15 protein-coding genes and 1 pseudogene are annotated in these 20,899 nt (G+C 43.6%); 12 read left to right on the forward strand and 4 right to left on the reverse strand.

Annotated features, from left to right (window positions below):
- Positions 1–138: 138 nt before the first annotated feature.
- Positions 139–1,155, reverse strand: a pseudogene (gene istA / locus B5G00_RS07080) (IS21 family transposase); the annotation flags it as partial.
- Between the two features lie 1,236 nt (positions 1,156–2,391).
- Here istA and B5G00_RS18630 point away from each other — a divergent pair.
- From B5G00_RS18630 to B5G00_RS07095, 3 genes are read left to right on the forward strand one after another with little or no spacing between them, the layout of a single operon-like run.
- Positions 2,392–3,858, forward strand: a complete 1,467-nt coding sequence (locus tag B5G00_RS18630; protein WP_140403123.1) for a hypothetical protein — start codon at positions 2,392–2,394, stop codon at positions 3,856–3,858.
- Between the two features lie 18 nt (positions 3,859–3,876).
- Positions 3,877–6,471 carry a hypothetical protein gene (locus tag B5G00_RS07090; protein WP_087270628.1) on the forward strand — a complete coding sequence of 865 codons (2,595 nt, stop codon included), beginning with the start codon at positions 3,877–3,879 and terminating at the stop codon, positions 6,469–6,471.
- A gap of 23 nt (positions 6,472–6,494) precedes the next feature.
- Entirely contained in the window at positions 6,495–6,809 is a 315-nt protein-coding gene (locus tag B5G00_RS07095; protein ID WP_087270631.1) for an ABC transporter permease, read from the forward strand.
- Positions 6,810–6,901: 92 nt separating this feature from the next.
- Here B5G00_RS07095 and B5G00_RS07100 read toward each other — a convergent pair whose 3' ends face one another.
- Both B5G00_RS07100 and B5G00_RS19495 read right to left on the reverse strand, forming a co-directional pair.
- The gene (locus tag B5G00_RS07100) at positions 6,902–7,243 is read right to left on the reverse strand and encodes a hypothetical protein (protein ID WP_087270634.1); all 342 of its coding nucleotides are present in this window, start codon (positions 7,241–7,243) and stop codon (positions 6,902–6,904) included.
- 21 nt (positions 7,244–7,264) lie between these two features.
- Complete coding sequence (locus B5G00_RS19495) at positions 7,265–7,390, reverse strand: hypothetical protein (protein WP_275532364.1); 126 nt, start codon at positions 7,388–7,390, stop codon at positions 7,265–7,267.
- A 59-nt stretch (positions 7,391–7,449) separates the two neighbouring features.
- On the opposite strand from B5G00_RS19495, the gene B5G00_RS07105 reads away from it, so the two are divergent.
- The 9 genes from B5G00_RS07105 to B5G00_RS07145 all read left to right on the forward strand — a co-directional run bounded on the left by B5G00_RS07105 (position 7,450) and on the right by B5G00_RS07145 (position 18,105).
- The gene (locus B5G00_RS07105; RefSeq protein WP_087270637.1) at positions 7,450–7,746 is read left to right on the forward strand and encodes a hypothetical protein; all 297 of its coding nucleotides are present in this window, start codon (positions 7,450–7,452) and stop codon (positions 7,744–7,746) included.
- A 217-nt stretch (positions 7,747–7,963) separates the two neighbouring features.
- Positions 7,964–9,379, forward strand: coding sequence for a Wadjet anti-phage system protein JetA family protein (locus B5G00_RS07110; RefSeq protein WP_140403124.1), 1,416 nt, complete (start codon positions 7,964–7,966; stop codon positions 9,377–9,379).
- A gap of 2 nt (positions 9,380–9,381) precedes the next feature.
- A complete protein-coding gene (locus tag B5G00_RS07115; RefSeq protein ID WP_087270646.1) occupies positions 9,382–10,011 on the forward strand; it encodes a DUF4194 domain-containing protein in 630 nt (209 codons plus the stop codon).
- Positions 9,965–13,207 (forward strand): ATP-binding protein, encoded by a 3,243-nt coding sequence (locus B5G00_RS07120; protein WP_162613493.1) that lies wholly within the window; start codon positions 9,965–9,967, stop codon positions 13,205–13,207. Before B5G00_RS07115 ends, B5G00_RS07120 begins: the two co-directional genes overlap by 47 nt.
- Positions 13,194–14,423: a Wadjet anti-phage system protein JetD domain-containing protein gene (locus B5G00_RS07125; RefSeq protein WP_162613494.1), complete on the forward strand. Its 1,230-nt coding sequence runs from the start codon at positions 13,194–13,196 to the stop codon at positions 14,421–14,423. Before B5G00_RS07120 ends, B5G00_RS07125 begins: the two co-directional genes overlap by 14 nt.
- Before the next feature lie 77 nt (positions 14,424–14,500).
- Positions 14,501–14,890 carry a MarR family winged helix-turn-helix transcriptional regulator gene (locus B5G00_RS07130; RefSeq protein WP_087270655.1) on the forward strand — a complete coding sequence of 130 codons (390 nt, stop codon included), beginning with the start codon at positions 14,501–14,503 and terminating at the stop codon, positions 14,888–14,890.
- Complete coding sequence (locus B5G00_RS07135; protein WP_087270658.1) at positions 14,887–16,344, forward strand: MATE family efflux transporter; 1,458 nt, start codon at positions 14,887–14,889, stop codon at positions 16,342–16,344. The genes B5G00_RS07130 and B5G00_RS07135 overlap by 4 nt, the downstream gene beginning before the upstream one ends.
- A 129-nt stretch (positions 16,345–16,473) precedes the next feature.
- Positions 16,474–17,325 (forward strand): aldo/keto reductase, encoded by an 852-nt coding sequence (locus B5G00_RS07140; protein WP_087270663.1) that lies wholly within the window; start codon positions 16,474–16,476, stop codon positions 17,323–17,325.
- Between the two features lie 357 nt (positions 17,326–17,682).
- Entirely contained in the window at positions 17,683–18,105 is a 423-nt protein-coding gene (locus tag B5G00_RS07145) for an AAA family ATPase (protein ID WP_242971315.1), read from the forward strand.
- A gap of 256 nt (positions 18,106–18,361) precedes the next feature.
- Here the strand turns inward: B5G00_RS07145 and B5G00_RS07150 are convergent, their stop codons facing one another.
- Positions 18,362–20,872, reverse strand: a complete 2,511-nt coding sequence (locus B5G00_RS07150; RefSeq protein WP_087270669.1) for an excinuclease ABC subunit A — start codon at positions 20,870–20,872, stop codon at positions 18,362–18,364.
- Between the last annotated feature and the right edge of the window lie 27 nt (positions 20,873–20,899).

A 20,899-nucleotide genomic window follows, 5' to 3' on the forward strand; every position in this document is an offset into this window, starting at 1 on the left:
GGTGGCTTCAGTCGTTGTAAAGATGGGATAAAATGTAAAGCTACAGTAGTCAGAAAAAAATCTATACCTTATAAAATCGCTGTAGCTTTACATTTTACCTGACTTTCCATTTCACATATAATGTTAAGCTTAACATTAGATGTGATAATTGAACTGAACGGTGGCTTTTTTCCATTCCGCCAGTTCATAAGGGGTAGCCGGTAACTTGGCCAGTAATGGCAGTTCTTCGTCGCGGAAGATCTCGTATCGGGTACCCTCTTTCTTTTGGAAAGGACGGTTTACGAATTCCTCCAGCTTCCTGCGGATGGCCTTGTTCAGCTCGGCCAGCGAAAAGAACTGTTCATTACGGAGCGCCGCGGTGATCCAGGTAGAAATGACACCTACAGAGCCTTCGGCATTTGGCTTGTCCTTCGGTGCCCGGACGCGGGCAGGGATGATAGCCGTGTTGTAGTGCTCAGCCATCTCGTGGTAGATGGTGTTGAGTTCCTGATTGTACCAGTCGTTGTTGTGGATCACTGCAGTCGTGGTATTATCAGGCACCAGAATACGGGTTACACCACCGAAGTACTCATACATGTGAACGTGTGCAGTAATCCATGAGCGCTGCTTTTCATTAATAAAAGCCTCAACGTAAGGATACTGGCTGTATGTCATGACACCCACAAAGAGAAATGCGGGGATGATCTCGCCGGTATCCGGATCGGTGATCTGCGCAGGATCTCCTGCCCAGTCAACTTCGATCTGCTCGCCGGGCTTTCGGTTGATATGCATGGTTGCGCGGCGCTTCTGCTCATCCTGCTGGATGTAATAACAGAACTGGGAATACATGAGCGGCTCGTCGCCGGACTGGCGGCATTCCTCCAGGTACTCCGTCCAGAGGAGTTTCTTGTTGACACCGTTGCGGAGCAACTCCTTCTGGATGTAGTTGAAATCTGGCATCCGTTTTTGTTTGGATACCTTTGATTCCTTGGGAAACATCAGCGTCTCAAGCGCTGCATCTGTCAAGTTTTCACCCAACGGCCAGGATAAATGCATTTCCCGTGCTCGTTTTTGAACCTTGACTACGGTTTTCTGCGAAACACCGATGCTTTGAACAATGTTTCGCTGTGATAGTCCCAAAGCGGTAAGCCTGAGGATCTCACGATACTTGGTCATTGTCTTGTGACCTCCTTATAATAGATTTACATCTTGCGATGCATGTCTCTATTATAAGGCTCTGGAATATGATTTCCTGTCCCGGAACAGTGATTTCCGTTTATTCGGAATAGAGATTTCCTATCGCCGGACTGGTGATGGAAAATGCCCCGGAATACTCACTGGAAAATTGAGGAACCACAGGAAACAGCAGAACCCTTATATCCCAGAGAGGTTAACAACATTATTTCATTTATTGGTGACAGGGGAACAGGAAAAACTACTGTACTTCGAGAATTTTGTTGGCTGCTGCAGAATTTTCGGAGCGGAAGGAAGAGCAGCTGGATCAATAGTATGCCCCTTGATGAAGAGGCAAAAGAACGCTTGCTTAGGATAGAAATTAATTTCACGGTACTTTCACCTATTGATGCCTCTCTTTTAGAAGAAAAAGAAGACCTTTTCGAGTTGATTTTGGCAGGACTGTTTGAAAAATGTGAAGAACTATGGCGGGGAGGCTCTTATACTTATGAAAACAGATATTCAAAAACAAGGGAAATGCTCCTGAAAAAGTTTGGAGAGGTATACAGAAATCATAAGAGTGTAAAACAGGGAGACAGGCAGGAAGATCCGGGCGAATCAGTTGTTACCCGGCTGCGGACAATGGCCAGCAGTAAGAAGATCCAGACTGCTTTTGGAGAATTGATTGACAGTTTTTTTCATCTGGTAGAAGGCGGAAATACAAATCGGGCGGTGGATTACCTGATCATTGTGATAGATGACCTTGATCTGAACCTGGAACACGGATTCCAGATGCTGGAAGAGCTGCAGAAATACCTGACTCATTCCAATGTCATTATTTTAACAGCTTTGTCATATAAACAGCTTTCTCTCATTACAGAAAGTCATTTTGTTAAAAATATCGGGTATTCCGCTGGAGGCAAGAATCCGGAGGAACTGGCATTACATGGCAGAGAACTGGCAAAAGATTATCTGGATAAATTAATTCCTGTAAATAACCGTATTTATATGCCGGATATTTATACAAAGTCCCAGGATATTGAGATCCGGAACGATAATGAAAAAAAATCCATACAGGCAAAAAAATATATAATGTTGAAAAATGCAGGGAAAATGCATATCTACTATGATGGTTTGGGAATAAAAAAGCATTTCGTTGAGAAAAGGACAGTCAGGACACTGCTTTCTTCTGTAGAATTTTTAAACTCTCTGGCTACAGTAGACTTTTCAGAGGCCAGAATGATAAAAGGAAAGGTTCTTTCTGGTGTATCTGAGAAGAATTTTGAAAATGTAAAAAAGTTACAGAAGAAACTGGTTCGTGCCTATGGTAGAAACTATGAGAGATATAATGCAGATATACAGGAACGGATGATATTCGAGAAAACAGATGAACAGCAACGACGATTTTTTGATGATCTGATGGGAATACAATTGACAAGAAGAGGAAGATATGTAGCGGCTCTTAAAGCGGAAAATTTTAAAAGCTTAGCGCTAAATGGGAATGCACTTTCTATTTCTTACTATTATGGTGATTTGCTGGAATGTATTTATACCTGGGGAAGAAGAAGAGAACAGGATAAACCTCTTATACATTGTATTATGGCATCTTTTACTTCAGAAATGGTTCATGAATATATCTGTTATATGTACTCACCTGATGAAACAAAGAGGAGCAAGTCAAGAAGAAAACTGGAGCATTTCCTGGGTGAGGGATTTGGCAATGATTGGACAGGAAAAATGCTTCCGGTGCGTATTTCAGAAGAGATTTTTTCTTTAGCTTTTTTCAGAACCGTAGAGTTTCAAATGATAAATTGCTATTTTCCCTTGGAAAGACTCTATACATTTCTTATGCAATTGGAGACTGCTGCATATTCTATGAGTGAAAAGACTTGGCAAGAGAAATTTATCAAAGAAGTCGGGGAGGCAGTAGCAAAGGACTTTGAAGAAAATAAAGCAATATGGAGCCTGCAATGCATGGATATGTTGTTTGAGAACGCCTGTCTGAACCAGCAGCAAATGCCGGCACTTTCCTTTTCCTTTAATATATTCGAGCGCACTTTTATTTCTCTTAGTAAGAATACTCCTCAACCGCGTAGAAAGGGATTAGTGCTTCGGGTAGGAATAGATACGCAGCAGGCGGATTTTGACATATTGGGATTTGTTAAGAAGTCAATTGCGCCTCAGGAAGAGCAAAGAGAAAAGTATAAAAAAATATTCGAAGATATATCAGCGGCAATTTACAAATATGTGGCAGAATATGTTAGGCTTGAGAATGCTGTGGGGATAGAGGAAAAACTGACGAGAAAGCTTACTGCACAATTAAAGAAACAGTCTATATTTGAAAAATTTAAAACTGCGGACGCCATTGCATTTCCGTTTTATGATTTTGATCTGTCCTATAATATAATAAAACGGGTGCGGGATAAATGCAGCAGATCGTTTACACAACCAACACTTTTACAGGATATTGTAAAAAATATTGTGAAGATTTATGGATTTATTGAAGAAGAATTGACCAGTGAGGAAAATTATTATGCGGAGAAGAATCCTGGCAGTAGTTTTCCTTATCGTCGAATGTTTTCTGAGTATCCATATATTGCCGCTATGAAAAAATTAAAGGACAATGAGTTTTTTGTGAGAATTTTACAGAACAATATTAAAGCTGGAATATCTCCCAGTATACCGGAGACAGAAATAAATGATTAATCTAGCGGAGGAATCATAGTGCATAATCTTGACAGTATATTGAAAATATACTTTAAAAATACCACGGCAAAAGAGGTTCTGGAAGGAACTGTATCATATAATAAGTATCCGCCGGAAGTTTTCCAAAAAAAGGCTATGATGTATATGAAGCATTACAGTGATACGGAAAATGAAGGTTTATATGAATATGCACAGGAATATTTTCATGCCTATGCAGAGGGCGCTTTCAGACAAAGGGAAGAAAATGTATTCTGTGCATTGGCAAATCTTGCAGATAATCTGCTTATCATGCAGGAAAGCAAGGTAGTATGCAGATATGAGCGATTTGTCAGATGGAGAGATGTGACGACAGATATTGATGAAACGAATTTAATATGCGCATTTCTTGCTCAGAGAACTGCGTCTGGTATGGAGTGCTATCGGACTTTCTTATGGGACAACACAATTGGACATAATAATACGCAGCTGAACAGAATCTTGCAGAGAGGACTTGCAGATAATCATTTTCATCTGTTTGGCTCAGCCCCTGTTTTTGAATTGAGCTGGATTCAGCTTATGCAGAATGTAAATGATAAGCGAATACGGGACCATCTGAAAAAAATTGACAGAGCCAGAAGATCCAGCTATACATATAACAGTGTTCAAGACATAAGACCTTCTTTGGAATCTCAACATCTGCAGGCAGTATTGATCCGGGCTGTGTTGACATTGCTGCTTTGGGAGGAACAGGGACTGATAAGTTCGGCCAGAAATCTATTGGAGAGGTATGGGTATGCTGACCATGCGCTAGGTGCTATCCTAAGACAACAGAATTTCCTTATGGACGAAAAGAGTAATATTCAGGCGCTGACAGAGGACATTAAGAATATTGCAGCTTATGGAACGAAGCTGGGGGATTACGATTATGCATTATATGGAACGGGGTGCAATGCAGATGATCAAGAACTTCCTAACTTGATTTTCTCAGGCGATAGATGGCTTATTTATAGTCTCTTAAAAGGGTTGTACAGCGAAAAGCGTTATAATGACAGAGTCTATGATTGGTTGTATGCATATCTGCTCATCAAAGCAGATATACGTTCAGAGATCGTTCAAATAAATGATAATATAGGCCTGGATAATTTTATTGTGTACAGCAAGAGAAAATCAGGATTTCTGAACGGTAAAAATATGGTAAAAAATATGATAGAGAATGCTGTTTTTTCTGATAGAAAAAATATGAAAAGCCTGGAAATCCGCATATCGCCCCAAAACACGGCATATGAAAATGCAGTTATGATTTCAGAATACATCAGAATTATTGGCCGGACAGATGGATATAGACTTTCTTCAAAAGAATGGTTCTATTTTGTTTTCCATTTTTCAAAGTGCCAGGATCAACTGCCTGACAGAGAGAACTATACCGGCGAATCCTGCAGGCACTATCAGAAAAGGTCCAGTCTGAAAAGGCAGGCACATCAGATTATCCGATTTAGAAATCAGTACCCTGGGATTGCTGGAAAAGTTCTGGGGATTGATGCCTGCTCTCAGGAAATCGGATGCAGGCCGGAAGTCTTTGCAACGATTTTCAGAAGGCTGGGACAACATGTATGCGAAGAAGGGCTGGAATATGAAGTCCCGCAATTAAAGAAAACCTATCATGTCGGTGAAGAATTTCTGGATATAGCAGATGGTTTACGGGCCATTGAGGAATGTGTGCGCTTCCTTAATATGCAGTGCGGAGACCGTATAGGACATGGGACTGTTTTGGGAATAGACGTCCATTCCTGGTACAAAGTAAAACATAATACGATTATTATTCCTGTACAGGACTATCTGGATAATGTTGCATGGATGTATAATAAAATAATAGAGTTTCAGATAGAAGGCTGTGATATCCTCAGAGATTATCTTAATAAAGAATTTGATTTTTATTTTTCAGAACTGTATGAAAAAAATATCAGAAGCCAGCATCTGACCGGCAATAATTTTAACATATATAATTATTATAATGCATGGAAATTAAGAGGCGATGAGCCAAGCCTTTATATTGACGGCAGATTCTCAAAAGAAAGATATCAAAATGCAGGCCGATATGTTGTTGACCATTTACACAGAGAAAACAGAGTTTTGAGGCATAATGAGGAGTGCAGCCTGTTGTATTACTATTACCACTACTCCTGGGATATCCGTTCACAGGGAACAAAGAGAAAAGAGATACATATACCACAGTTCTATATTGACGGAATTGAAAAACTGCAGAAAGCTATGCAGAATTTTGTGAGTGAGAGAGGCATAGGAATAGAGACGAATCCAACTTCCAATTATCTGATCAGTGTAATGAACAGCTATGAAGAGCATCCCATATTAAGATTTTATAATAAAGGTCTGGATGCTGACTATGAAGAGAAAAATACATGTCCGCAGCTGTTTGTATCTGTCAATACAGATGATAAAGGAATATTTCGCACCTCTTTGGAAAATGAATTTTCTTATTTGGCTGCCTCTTTGGAAAGTGAGGAGAAGCCTAATGGAGAAAAGAAATATAATCGGCAAATGGTCTATCAGTGGATTGATGATATAAGGGAAATGGGGATTGAACAAAGTTTTTTAGGCAATGTTGAAGAAAATTGAAGAGTACTGGAGTTAAGGGGAAAATGATATCAGAAAAAAATAATGAACAGGAATGGGATCTGATTCTGTACCCGGGCAAATCCAATCTTATTTCAGACATAAGGGAACTCTGGCAGTACCGGGAACTGATTCTGCTCCTGGTAAAGAAAGAATTTAAGATCATGTATGCCCAGACCATGCTGGGACCTGTATGGCTGCTGCTGACACCTTTGATGTCTTCTGCCGTTCTAAGCCTGGTCTTCGGCATAGCGGCAGGAATTTCTACGGATGGTATACCACAGTTTTTGTTCTACTATCTGGGTAATATTTTGTGGCAGAATTTTTCGGGCTGTGTGTAGAATGTCAAGTAAAATTGACCCACTTTTTTATCTTCTTTTGACCCACCTTAGTGATTGCTATATTAACTGCTAAGGCGGGTCAGTTTTATCTGTCAATCCCGATTTTTACACTGTGAATTGACCCACCGCTTTAGTGCGTTACGGCTGTCTTCGATAGTTCCTGCTTTTTCAGCTGTTTCAGAAACAATTGTTCCGCATAGTTCATCCAGATCCATAAATACTCGGTTTGCGGCATCTGAATCTGCGGCAGAAAACCGGTCATTTTCCGGATCGTATGTATACTTTCCGCATTTTTTAATCCTGTTTATTACAAAAAATGGATTTTTTACCCCGTATCTGTTTCGGATCATATCGTATGCCGATGTTTTTCCTTCCCGGTTGTACACATCCACCAACGCCGGGAAGATATCCTCGCTTATGATTGTCTTTCCCATCTTATCTACTCCTCTGACCTGTCACCAGCTGGCCGGATCTTCAAACGGCATCTCTTCTCCGATATGCAGACGGAGATGCTCATCCGCCTCTTCTCCCAGGCCATTCCTGACCAGGACTTCCCAGTAAAGCATGCAGGTCCGGTACAAGCGTCTGGATCTTTCCTGCAGTTCTTCATAGGTCAGTTTTTTAGGCGTACACGGTACTAGTGGTTTACCGTGTGCGTATCCGGGAAGGGATCCTGAAAGAATTTCTGGAGAAGAACCGGGCGGAGGTGAAGAAAATGAGTATATACGAATATGATCAGGAAAAACATATCCGAATGGAGAGGCAGGATGCCTGGGAGGATGGAATGCAGGAAGGAGTACTCCGTGGAGCAGAGCAGCAACTGAGCAAAATTATTAAAAATATGATGAAAAAAGGCAGAAGTATCTCTCAGATAGCGGAGGAACTGGGAGAAGATGAGAAGCGGATACGGGAATTGGCTGAAAAGCTTACCGAGTAAATTACTCCGGAGAAGACAGGCGAGTATTATGAGTAAAAAGAAGGGCATACAGCCGGGACTTCGTTCCCTTTCGAAAATTGAAAAGATACTCACGGTTAGGAATCCAAAAGGAAGGATTATTTGTGACCGTTCACATTAACAGTTGTTTTCAATATCTTTGAGAATGTTCTATTAAATAAAACGCTTTTATCAAAAACAGGATTGAGGTATAATGACTGTGAGTATAGATAGATATATCCACAAGCGAGGTCCCCTTATGTTCCGTGTCCTTCCTGATAATTTTTTCATTCCTCTTTCTTCCCCTAATAAAACTGTATATTGGGATTGTATCTGCAAGCTGTTTTCCGTTATGGAACACCAGCTTTCTTTTGGTGTGGAAAGAGACGTACTGGCAGACGAGCTGGAGTATTATTTTGACCAGACTGGGGCTGCGGAAGTGGTAGAAGAAGATTTTGCCGGATCGGACAGCAGGGGAAAAGCAAACGGTATTTTAAGACGGCTGGAATATTATGGATGGATTGAGGTTGAGACGGATAAAAGCTATGTCCAGAGAGTAAACTTTAAAGACTATGCAGTACGGCTGATGAAAACCCTCCTTGAGATTGAAGAGGGCAGGCAGATGGAATATCAGGGGTATATTTATACCATATACAGTCTGGTAAGAGGCGGATGGGAGAACCCGGGGGTGGTGCTTTTGCAGATCCTGGAAAATACGGATTTTCTCATTACAGGACTTAAGAACCTGAATTCCAGTATTAAGCGTTATATTGATGAACTGACCAGATACAGCAATGTAGCGGAGATCATGGACGCTTTATTTAATGATTATATTGCCAATGTTGTAGACAAGGCCTATCATCGGCTTCTGACTTCTGATAATGTGTCCAAGTTTCGTCCGGAGATCATTGAGCGGCTGGAGAGTAAAAGCAGGAGTAAAGCGTACATTGAAAAGGCTGCGGCGGAACTGGCTGATCTTCAGGAGACAGATATAGATACTGCCAGGGAAAATGTTTACAGATATCTCCATGAGATTATAGAGGCATTTCGGAATATGGATGAAATCCTCAATGAGATCAACCAGAAAAATACACAATATCTAAAGGCAGCTATTAACCGGGCAAAGTTCCGACTGGCAGGGCATGAGGACGTTCGGGGACAGATAAAGGAAATCCTTATAGGGATCAATGAGAGGATAAATCAGGAACAGCTGGAGCTGGGAGGGATTTATGAACTGGAATTTCTGGAGGGACTGATCCGTATTTACAGCAGCGGCGTTCTGGATGGAAGCTCTCTTTATTCTCCTGTAGAAGGGAAAAAAGAATTTACACCCCGGGAGATCCGGGACTGGGAGCCGAATCTGACTTTGCGTCAGGAGAAGCTTCGGAAGCTGACGGAAAAAATGGAGAGAGTTTTAAGCGTGGAGAAAATTGAGAAGTATGTGGATAACTGCCTGGGAGACAGGAAGGAAATGCGGGCGGTCCAGTTTCCTCTCAGAGATACAGAGGACTTTATAAAAATTATTTACATACGGCTGTATGGGCAGAGAAAAAATATGAAGTACGGGGTTGAGCCTCTGGAAGAAAAAGAGGTCAATGGATACCGGTTTAAGGATTTCCGGATTTGGAGGAAATAGAAGTGGAATTATTGGAGAAAATGCTGCAAAGAGACAGGGATGAGTTTAAGAAGATCTGTAATAAGCTTCTTAGTCATTGCTTTTTGTGTAAGGCTAACGAGTCAGGAAGGGCAGATTATTATTTTGTGCTAAAGTATAAAAAGGAGTTTCAGGAATATCTGTCAGTTCTGGGATATCGGCTGGAAATTAATGAGGATGACGGTGTTATACAGCTTACCAATCCCCAGAATTATAACCGGGTAAACCTAAAGCTGATAGAATCGGTGATCCTGCTGATCTTACGGGTTCTTTATGATGAGAAGAAACGGGAACTTTCTATCAGTGATGAGGTGATTGTAAACCTGGGGGATATTCAGGAAAAATTTTTAAGTCTTCAGATACGGGACAAGATGATCGACAAGACTACCATGCGGAATACTCTTTCGCTCTTCCGCAGATTTCAGATTATAGAACTGCTGGACAGAGATCTGGGAAATGAGGAGTCCCGGATCATTATTTATAATTCGATCATAATGGCAGTGCGGATTGAAGACATTAAACAGGCTTATGAGAAGCTGGAACTGTACAGGAAGGGGAAAGGGTCTGATGAAAAAACTGAAACGGATGAAGCTGATCAACTGGCATCGCTTTGAAAACTGTGTGATTGATTTTGGAGAAACTACGCTTCTTTCCGGAGAAAATGGAGCAGGAAAAACCACGATCCTGGACGCGATACAGTTTGTTGTGATCTGCTCTGCCAACTTTTTCAATAAGGCGGCTCATGACAATGGAAAAAGATCCCTTTCCGGATATGTCCGCTGTAAGACCGGGCGGGAGAATAAGCCTTATGAGAGGACCGGAGAAATCAGCGCCCATGTTGCTCTGGAGTTCTATGAAGAGAGCAGGGACAGGTACTTTATCGTAGGGGCCGTGATCGATTCCGCTACGGAAGGACAAGAAACGGCAGTCAGGTACCTGATGGATAACTGCAGGCTTTCTGAAGAGATGTTTTTTAAAGGGAAGACGCCCAGATCTATCTCGGAATTCCGCAGTTTTAACAGTAAGGGGATCCGGCAGTGGTGCAAGACTCAGAGTGAGGCCAGGAAGATGATCAAGGCCAGGCTGGGACGGATCGAGGACAAGTTTTTCAGCCTGATTCCCAAAGCAATGGCTTTTAAACCTATTGATGATATTAAAGAGTTTGTGTATACCTATGTACTGGATGCTAAGGAAGTAAACATAGATCTGCTTAGGGAGAATGTCCGCAGCTATCAGGATCTGGAAAGAACGCTGGAATCTGTAAAGAGGCGAATGGAGAAGCTGGAACAGATCGAAGGCTTTTATGAAGAGGCTCAGGACTGTGTAAAAAGAGATGGGATGTACGAATTTTTTCTGTCTCAGGCAGAAGTAGACCTGATAAAAGAAAGGATACAAAGGCTGGAAGAGGAGATACAGGCAGAAGAATACAGAAAAAAACAGCTGACCAGCCAGTTGGAAGAGACGGAAAAGGAACGGGCGCAGAAACAGGAAATCGAGACAAATCTTCGGGTAGAATTAAGACAGAATCAGGATTTTATTGCCTTAGAAGAACAGAAAAAAGAGCTGGAGCGTTTTCTGGAGGAAGAAAAAAACTGCCTGGAAGAGAAGCGGATACTGAAAAAAAGTATAAAAAAGAGTCTGGACCAGATGGATAAGCTGCTGGAAATAAAGGATGTGGATCCCTGCGTCAGAGAATGCCGGAAGAGACTTGAGAGTATAGAGGAAATCCAAAATGTTCCAGAGGCCAGGGCGCTGCTGGATCAGGTGATCCAGTATAAGAACCAGATGTACGGAAAAGTTCAGAGAAAGCTGGCAGAGGTACAGATCCGGCTGAGGGAAAGGCAGACAGAAAGGGAGCAGCTGGAAGGAGAAATCCAGCGGCTGAAGAGAAAGAAGCTGTCTTATCCGGAGGCAGTGGAGCGACTGACAGAGGCAGTCCGGGAAGAATTTCAGCGACTGGGAAGAAAGGCAGAACCTCATGTACTTTGCGAAGTGCTGGAAATTGCAGATGAAAGCTGGAGAAATGCAGTGGAAGGATATCTGAATACTCAGCGTTTTTATATTCTGGTGGAACCGGAAAATTTTGACATTGCCCTGGGGATTTACGACAGACTGCGAAGAGAGAAAAAAGCATACGGAGCAGGCCTTATTAATACCCAGCATATGGAGGATTTCGATGAAGCGCCGGAGGGGACTCTTGCCCAGACGGTTACGTCGAAGAATAAGTATGCCAGACGCTATATCAATATGGTGCTGGGGAAAGTGAAAATGTGCCAGCGATACGAGGATCTGAAGAAATATTCCACCTCGATCACACGGGAATGCATGAGATACCAGAATAAGGTAGCCAGCGCCATTAAGCCGGAAATTTTCCGTGTGCCTTTTATTGGGAAAAATGCTTTTAAGGTGCAGCTGGAACAGGCGGAAAAGAAAAGGGAAGTCCTGAATGAAGAGCTTGAAATGCTTCAGGAGAAGATAAAAAACCTGGAATTTGCAGCAGATCCTCTTTTAACTGGGGAAGATGTGGATGTAAAATACAGGCTGGAGATTTTGACCAGACTTTCTCAGGTAAAGGCGCTGATCCAAAAATGCAGGGAAAATATTAAGACCCTTGAAAAGAATTCTACGTTAATTGAAAAGCAGATTCAGCTGGAGGTTTTGGAAAAGATTAGAACAGAGATTGAAAAGAAAGCAGGAGACCTGAACCGACAGATAGGAATCGCAGAGCAAAAGATAGAGAATAGAAAGGAACAGCTTCAGGCAGGGATACAGGAAAAACTTAAGTTCCAGGCCCATACTGCGGACCTTACGCAAAAGGCCGGTGATAGGGTGCTGAACTGGAAAAAGGAATATGAAAAACAGACTTCCCAAAAGACTTTCCAGCAGTTTAAAGAGAATTATGAAAAACAAAGAAAATCTAACTGGACCCGGAAAGAGAATTCGGAAGCTTTTATGACAGAGCAGATGGTTCAGTATAAATCAGAATATAATTTTGGGGCTCCGGCTTCCATGAAAGGCTATCCGGAGTTCGCCGCAGTTTATGACCGTCTCCGTACCTCAGAACTGCTGGATTACGAAGAGAAAGTGGAAGCTGCGAAACAGGCAGCAGAGGAAGAATTCCGGGAACAGTTCCTGGCAAAGCTTCAGGAAAATATGAAACAGGCCCAGGGAGAGTTTAAGGAATTGAACAGAGCTCTGAAGGATATTGCCTTCAGCAGCGAACAGTATGAATTTCTGTATATGCCCAGCAAAAAATACCGGAGTTATTATGAGATGCTGATGGATGACTTTAATGTGGTCCAGGGAGAATCTATCTTCAGCGGTATTTTCCATGAAAATCACAGAGAAGTCATCGATGAGCTTTTTGAGCGTCTGGCTATACAGAACGATAATAATTCCAAGACTTTAGATGAATTTACAGACTATAGGACTTACATGGATTATGATATTAAGATCATCCACAGTGATGGAAGCTATTCTTATTATTCTAAGGTATGCGAAGAAAAGAGCGGAGGAGAGACCCAGACTCCTTTCTATGTAACTGTGGCAGCTTCTTTTGTACAGCTTTACAGTAACAACATCGGCGGAGAAGCTGCAGGTCTGGTTATGTTTGACGAAGCTTTTAACAATATGGACGATGAGCGGATCGGCGGTGTTCTGGAGTTCTTAAAACGCCTGCCCCTGCAGATTCTGATTGCAGCCCCTCCGGATAAAATACAGTATATAGGTCCTCAGATGGAAGAAACCCTTTTGATCATGACCGATGAGAAAGTAAGCTATGTGGAGGAATACTATAATGGCAGGGTATGACATACAGATTTTAAAAGGACTGCTGGATTCCTATGAGAGGAGCCTTTTATCACAGGGCAAAAATAAGGTAACTGTCCATATTTCCTTTCCTTTTACCCGGAAGAACCTGCCGGAATACTTTAATGAAAGTTCATTAGCATATGAAAAAATCCATAGTTCTGTGAGGGTTCTGGAAGAGCAGGAACTGGTGACGGCTGTCTGGAAAAATGGAAAGGAAGGCCACATTATTGAAAAAGTGCTGCTAAATGATAAAAATGTGGCAGAGGCCTATGCCTATTTGAATCGAAAACCTCGGAGGGAATATGTCAGAGAGAATTTGGAACTGCTGGAGGAAGCAAAAGAGAGATATCAGACGCCTATACTACAGGGATTCCTTGCTTATCTCCAGGAACGGCTGATAGAAGGAAAATCTGTGAAAGAGTTTATAGACATTGAAAAGCCTGATAAAACTCGAAAAATTCTAAAAGCTGTGGGCGAACTGGAGAATAATCGTGAAGACTGCTATATCCGGGAATTTTCCATCCGCCACTTTGGAAATTCAAAGACTCTAAAGTCTATGCTGGGAGTTGTGAGAAAGATCCTGCAGCGATTCGGGGAAGGATTTGAGGACATGGACGATTGTGGGATCCTGGCGGAATATTCCGTATACCATACTCCTGACTATGTGTATATCAAAGGTATGGGAGAACTTATCTTTGGGGAAGACTTAAGTACAGTGGTAAACCTGACCTGGCTGAAACAGGGAATCGGACTGTCCGGGGAAGATATAGGAAGGGTAAGAATTTTGGAAAACTCTAAGATAAAGAAGATCCTTACCATAGAAAATCTGACCACTTTCTTCAGATGGAAGGAAAAGGACAGCCTGATGATCTATCTGGGCGGTTATCATAATTCTGTAAGAAGAAAACTTCTGGAACTTTTGCATCAGAGTTTTCCAGAGGCGGAATATCTCCACTTCGGAGATATTGATGTAGGGGGATTTGAGATCTACAGGGACCTTTGCAGAAAAACAGGGATTCCCTTTAAAACTTACCATATGGGTATTGAAGAATTGGAAAAATATAAAAGCTGTACCCAGAAACTGACAGAAGGTGACTGCAAGCGGCTGGAAGTGCTGATTAGGAAAATGGAAAGTGAAGGTGGAGATACCAGGGTGCTTCAGTATATGAAAGAGAAGGGAAGGAAGCTGGAACAGGAAGGGATAGAACAGACATAATATAATGTGGATGTATACTGCCCGTGAGACGTAATTAATAATTGTGAAGGTTATCCGTCAAGAACTGACTTATCGGGATGCTGAAGAAAGTATGTACAGAACACGACCTTACAATTGTGGAAGCAGATGTTATCAGTTTTTTGCAGAATAACCCGGAAAAAGATACAGCCGCCGACATTGTGGAACTTCGGAGACTTTCCAAGGGAGCCGTATCAAAAGCAGTAGAATCTTTGATACAGAAATCTCTTCTGGAGAGGATTCCGGATACAGAAGACAGAAGAAAGATCCATCTGAAACTGAAACCCCAGGTTGGGCCTGTTACGGAGAGCATTGATGAAGTAAGAGCTGAATTTGTAAATACGGTATTGGAAGGGTTTACAAAAGAGGAACTGGAAGTGTATGCAGGTTTCAGAGACAGGCTGTTCGACAATATAAAGAAGGCAATGGAAGGAAGCGATAAAATATGAAACAGACAAAAAAGAATCAGACAGAATTGGAGAAAAAAGCTAACAGCAGCCCGGGCGGTGTTAATGAAGACAAGGAGTTTCTGCGGACAGAACCGCTCGGAAAGCTGCTTTTAAGACTGGCGCTGCCCACAGTAGCGGCACAGCTCATCAACATGCTGTACAACATTGTTGACAGGATTTACATCGGCCATATTCCCAATATAGGAGCTACGGCTCTGACGGGCGTAGGCGTTTGTATGCCATTGATCATGATTGTTTCTGCATTTGCAGCCCTGGTGGGATACGGCGGAGCGCCCAGAGCCTCTATTTTTATGGGAAAACGGGATAAGGAATCCGCAGAAAAAACCCTGGGAAACTGCTTTATGCTGCAAATCCTTATTTCTGTTGTACTTACTGTGATACTGCTGATATGGAACAGAGATTTCCTTATGGCCTTTGGCGCCAGTGAGAATACCATAGAATACGGCGTTAATTATATGGACATCTACGCTCTGGGAACCATATTTGTGGAGATTACCCTGGGAATGAATGCCTTTATTACTGCTCAGGGCTTTGCAAAAACAGGAATGCTTTCCGTTCTCATCGGTGCAGTTTCCAACATTATCCTGGACCCGATTTTTATCTTTGGTTTTAACATGGATGTGCGGGGCGCAGCTCTTGCTACGATCATTTCCCAGGCCTTTTCCTGTATCTGGGTGGTCAGCTTCCTGTGCGGGAAAAAGACCTTTCTGAGAATCCGGAGAAAAAATCTCAGGCTTGTTCCAAAGATCATTATGCCTTGTCTGGCCCTGGGAGTTGCAACTTTTATTATGCAGGCCAGCGAGAGTGTGATCTCTGTATGCTTTAACAGCTCGCTCCAGAAATATGGAGGAGATATTGCAGTAGGAGCTATGACCATCCTTACAAGTGTTATGCAGTTTGCCATGCTTCCTCTTCAGGGACTTGGACAGGGGGCTCAGCCCATCATCAGTTACAGTTATGGCGCGGGAGATTCGGGAAGAGTCCGGGCAGCATTTAAGCTTTTGCTTAAAGTCAGTCTGGGATATTCAATTCTGCTGTGGATCCTGGTCATGCTGCTCCCGGGAGGATTCGCAGCTATGTTTACATCGGATCCCCAGCTGATGGAATACACCAGGACGGCCCTTCGTATTTATATGGGAGCTATGTTCCTGTTCGGAATACAGATGGCCTGTCAGATGACATTTAATGCACTTGGAAAAGCAAAGGAATCTATTGTTGTAGCTGTAATGAGAAAGTTTGTACTGTTGATCCCTCTGATCTATATCATGCCTCAGATCATGAAATCCAACCAGGCTATGGCGGTTTATATGGCAGAGCCTATGGCAGACTTTCTGGCAGTAACATTTACAGCAGTTCTGTTTGCTGTCCAGTTTAAGAAAATCCTGAAAGGCATAGGCAAAACACAAGGCCGCAGATTACAGACAGAAAAGTAAAAGACGGAAATGCAGGAAAAGGAAAGGACTCCTAACCTTCAGGTATGGATACAGAAACAAAAGGAATATTCTGCAATCCTCCCAGGAGACTTATAATAAGAGCAGTTAAGAGATGAGGAGGTATGTACCATGGAATATGCAACTTTAAATAATGGATTGAAAATGCCAATGGAAGGAATCGGAACCTTTCTTCTTCAGCCTGCAGAGGCAGAAGAATCCGTATATCAGGCACTGAAAGCCGGATATCGTCTGGTAGATACGGCCAATGCCTATATGAATGAAAAAGGCGTGGGAAGAGGCATGAAAAAAAGCGGCGTTAAGAGAGAAGATATCTTCCTTGTGACAAAGCTGTGGCCTACAGAATATGAAGACGAAGCAAAAGCCATTGAGGATACGCTGAAGAGACTGGATACGGATTATGTGGATCTTCTGATCCTCCATCAGCCGGTAGGAAATTATCTGGCAGGATATAAGGCAATGGAAGAAGCCTATAAGGCCGGAAAGGTAAAGGCCCTGGGTCTTTCTAATTTCCCGCAGGAGCGGATCCAGGATGTGATCGATCACTGCGAGATCAAGCCTCAGATGGTACAGGTAGAGGCTCATCCTTATTATCCTCAGACAGAACTGAAAGCTTATCTGGCAAAATATGAGATGGTGCTGATGGCCTGGTATCCTCTTGGACACGGAGACAAATCTCTTGTGGGTGAAGAAGTATTTACCAAACTTGCAGAAAAATACGGAAAGACCAATGCCCAGATTGTTCTCAGATGGCATGTACAGGCTGGCAATGTGATCATTCCGGGCTCTAAAAATGCAGACCATATCAAGGATAATTTCAACATCTTCGATTTTGCACTGACAGAGGAGGAGATGGCAGAGATCGGAAAGCTGGATAAGAACACCAGATATTATAATATGTCTCTGGAAGATGCAGCTAAGAACTATCTGTCTTTGCAGATTGATTTTAATGCTCAGGAGTAAGATAAATCCTGAGGAGCCCCACAAAGAGAGAAAAGCTCAAGTGGGGCTTCTTTTTTTGTGCGATACGCTTGGCCTGGAGCTGCCCGCAGCATCGCAGCGGATAGGGAAGGACTCTTCCCTATCCGATTCCATGTGAAGGAAAACCTGGATACGGCTTTACATTTCCCTGCAGGATATCTTATAATTGGAAAAAAGGGTCAGGAGTCAGAATATAGCACTTCTTTAATGAGGAGAGGAGTATATGGGAAAAGTATTCAATATCACAGCAGACTGTAAACCAGAGCTTCATTATATGGTAAACATTGACAGTCGTTTAAAAAAATAAAAGAACTGATAGACAAAGGAGAATACTTTGCCATAAATCGTGCCAGACAATATGGCAAAACAACAACATTACGGGGATTAAGCCGTTTCCTTCAAAAAGAATATCTGGTGGCAGATATGGATTTTCAGACCTTTGGAGATGCAAAATTTAAAAATGAAAATGTTTTTTCTATGGCATTCGCCAGAGTATTTATCAGGGTACTGAAAAGAAAAGAGGACACTTTTTCAGAAAGGATGAAGGAAATCATCCGGGATATGGAAGAGATATTAAGAAGAAAAGATGAAAGCTTTGAACTGCAGGAGTTATTTGAGTATATTAGTGATATCTGTGGTGCAGCAACGGCCCCTGTGGTATTGATCATCGATGAGGCAGACAGCGCTACAAACAATCAGGTTTTTCTGGATTTTCTTTCACAGCTGCGGGCATATTATATAGACCGGGAAATTATTATATAGAGGCAAGAACAAGGAATCTGCGCAGAACAGACGTAATCGTAGATTACAATGGCGTACAGTATATTATTGAAATGAAAATATGGCATGGAGAAGAATATCACCGCCGGGAATAAGAGAAGTCCGTATAAAGGATAAAACTATAATTGAAGCAGTTATTTAGGCTGAACAAAAGATTATAGAGAAAATAGACTGTTTGAAACAGGACAGATTAAGATTTATTAAAATCACAATCTGTCCTGTTTCCATATAAAATATTTTACAGAAAGCTCCCGGTCCGGCTTTGGGAGCATTTTTTTATGTCCTCTAAAGTACCTGCTGCCACGATCCCGCCTCCTTCCAGACCGCCCCCGGGTCCCATGTCTATGATATAATCGGCATTTCTTATCACATCCAGATCATGTTCGATAACAATAACAGTAGCTCCCTGGCTGATCAGCGTCTGGAACACGCCCAGAAGTGTTTGGACATCCAGAGGGTGAAGGCCGATGGTAGGCTCGTCGAAAATGAAAACAGAGTCGGCCTGGGGCTTTCCCATTTCGCTGGACAGCTTCAGCCGCTGGGCTTCCCCTCCGGAGAGACTGGGAGTCTCTTCTCCCAGAGTCAGATAGCCAAGGCCCAGATCCTGAAGGATCTGAAGACGCTGATGGACGGATTTCAGATCTTTACAGGCTTCCAGGGCCTGGGAAACGTCCATGGACATGAGCTGAGGCAGGGAATAGGAGGCCTCGGCTTTATTTATATACCGGATCAGCCCGGCTTCTTTGGAGTATCTGGAGCCTCGGCATTGGGGACAGGGAATCTCCACATCAGGAAGAAACTGCACGTCCAGGCTGATTACCCCGGTGCCGTCGCAGACCGGGCAGCGGAGAGCCCCGGTGTTATAGGAGAAAGCCCCTGCCTTCCAGCCTTTCTCTTTGGCTGTGGGAGTTTTTGCAAAAGTTTTCCGCAGTTCGTCATGGATGTTGGCATAGGTAGCTACTGTGGAGCGGACGTTGATGCCGATAGGAGTGGCGTCGATCAGCTTCACCTGTTTGATATCCGGAGCTTCTATAGAACGCACATGGTCCGGCAGCTTCTTTTTCTTTGTCAGGGATTCCAGGCCGGGGACCAGGCTTTCCAGTACCAGGGTGGTCTTTCCGGAACCGGAGACTCCTGTGACCAGAGTAAGTCTGCCTTTTGGAATGTCTGCTTCCAGGGGTTTTACCGTATGGATGGCAGAGGTGGAAAGATGGATCCTGCCCAGAGAAAAAAGATCTTCTGCTTTTGTCCGCTCCCTCACAGATATAGCCGTCCCGGAGAGGAAGGGACCGATTTTTGAAGCCGGATCCAGGGAAAGGTCCCGGACAGTTCCCTGGGCGATGACCTGGCCTCCCCGGGAACCGGCCTGGGGTCCCATCTCAATGATCCACTGGGCTTTGGAAAGCACCTGGATGTCATGATCTACCAGGACCACAGAATTTCCGTCTGCAACCAGATCTTCCATAACACCGGTGAGCCCCTCAATATTGGAAGGGTGAAGTCCGATAGAAGGCTCGTCCAGCACATACAGGACACCGGTAGTCCGGTTCCGCACAGCACGGGCAAGCTGCATGCGCTGCCGCTCTCCGGTGGATAGAGTAGAAGAAGCCCGGTCAAGGGTAAGATAGCCAAGGCCCAGATCCATCAGCCGTTTTGCTGTATCCTGAAAAGACTGACAGATACTTTCTGCCATTGGCTGCATTTCTTCAGGCAGAGAGGGAGGAACCTGTGACACCCATTTTACCAGCTGGGAGAGGGTCATCTGGCAGGCCTGATCCAGGGAAATTCCCCGGAGTCTGGGTGCCCTGGCGGCTTCTGACAGCCGGGTGCCTCCGCAGTCGGGACAGAGATCCTGTTTCAGAAATTTTTCCACCCGTTTCATTCCCTTTTCGTCTTTCACTTTTGCCAGGGCATTTTCTACAGTGTAGACTGCATTATAAAAGGTAAAGTCCAGTTCCGTGGCCTGGTCAGAATTTTTCGGGCGGTACAGAATATGCTTTTTCTCTGCCGGCCCATTGTACACAATTTCTTTTTCCTGATCTGTAAGCTGAGAAAAAGGGATGTCCGTCCGTACGCCCATGGCCCGGCAGACGTCGGTCATCAGAGACCACATGAGAGAATTCCAGGGAGCAACGGCCCCCTGGTCAATGGTCAGGGATTCATCAGGCACAAGAGAAGTGAGGTCTACTTTCTGCACCATCCCTGTCCCCCCGCAGGTCCGGCAGGCGCCCTGACTGTTAAAGGCCAGTTCCTCAGCAGAAGGACCATAGAAATGCTCCCCGCATACCGGGCAGACCAGTTCCTGCTCAGCAGCTACCGCCAGGGTTGGCGGGTGGTAGTGGCCATTAGGACAGCGATGACTGGCAAGTCTGGAGAACATAAGCCGGAGGCTGTTGAGAAGTTCCGTACCGGTGCCGAAGGTGCTGCGGATCCCGGGTACCCCTGGCCTTTGTCTCAGGGCCAGGGCAGCAGGAACGTAAAGAACTTCATCTACCTGCGCTTTAGAGGCCTGGGTCATCCTCCGCCGGGTGTAGGTGGAAAGGGACTCCAGGTAACGGCGGGAGCCTTCTGCATAGAGGACGCCCAGAGCCAGGGAAGATTTTCCGGAACCGGAAACCCCGGCGATTCCTACAATCTGATTCAGGGGGACATCTACATTTATATTTTTCAGATTGTGGACTTTGGCGCCACGGATCTGAATAACTTTTGGAATATGGATATTTTGGAAATCTTCTTGTCTGCCGTCCATAAGATTCTCCTTTCTGTAAAGACAGGG

Source organism: Blautia sp. An46 (genome assembly GCF_002161645.1).
Lineage (GTDB): Bacteria > Bacillota > Clostridia > Lachnospirales > Lachnospiraceae > Blautia > Blautia ornithocaccae.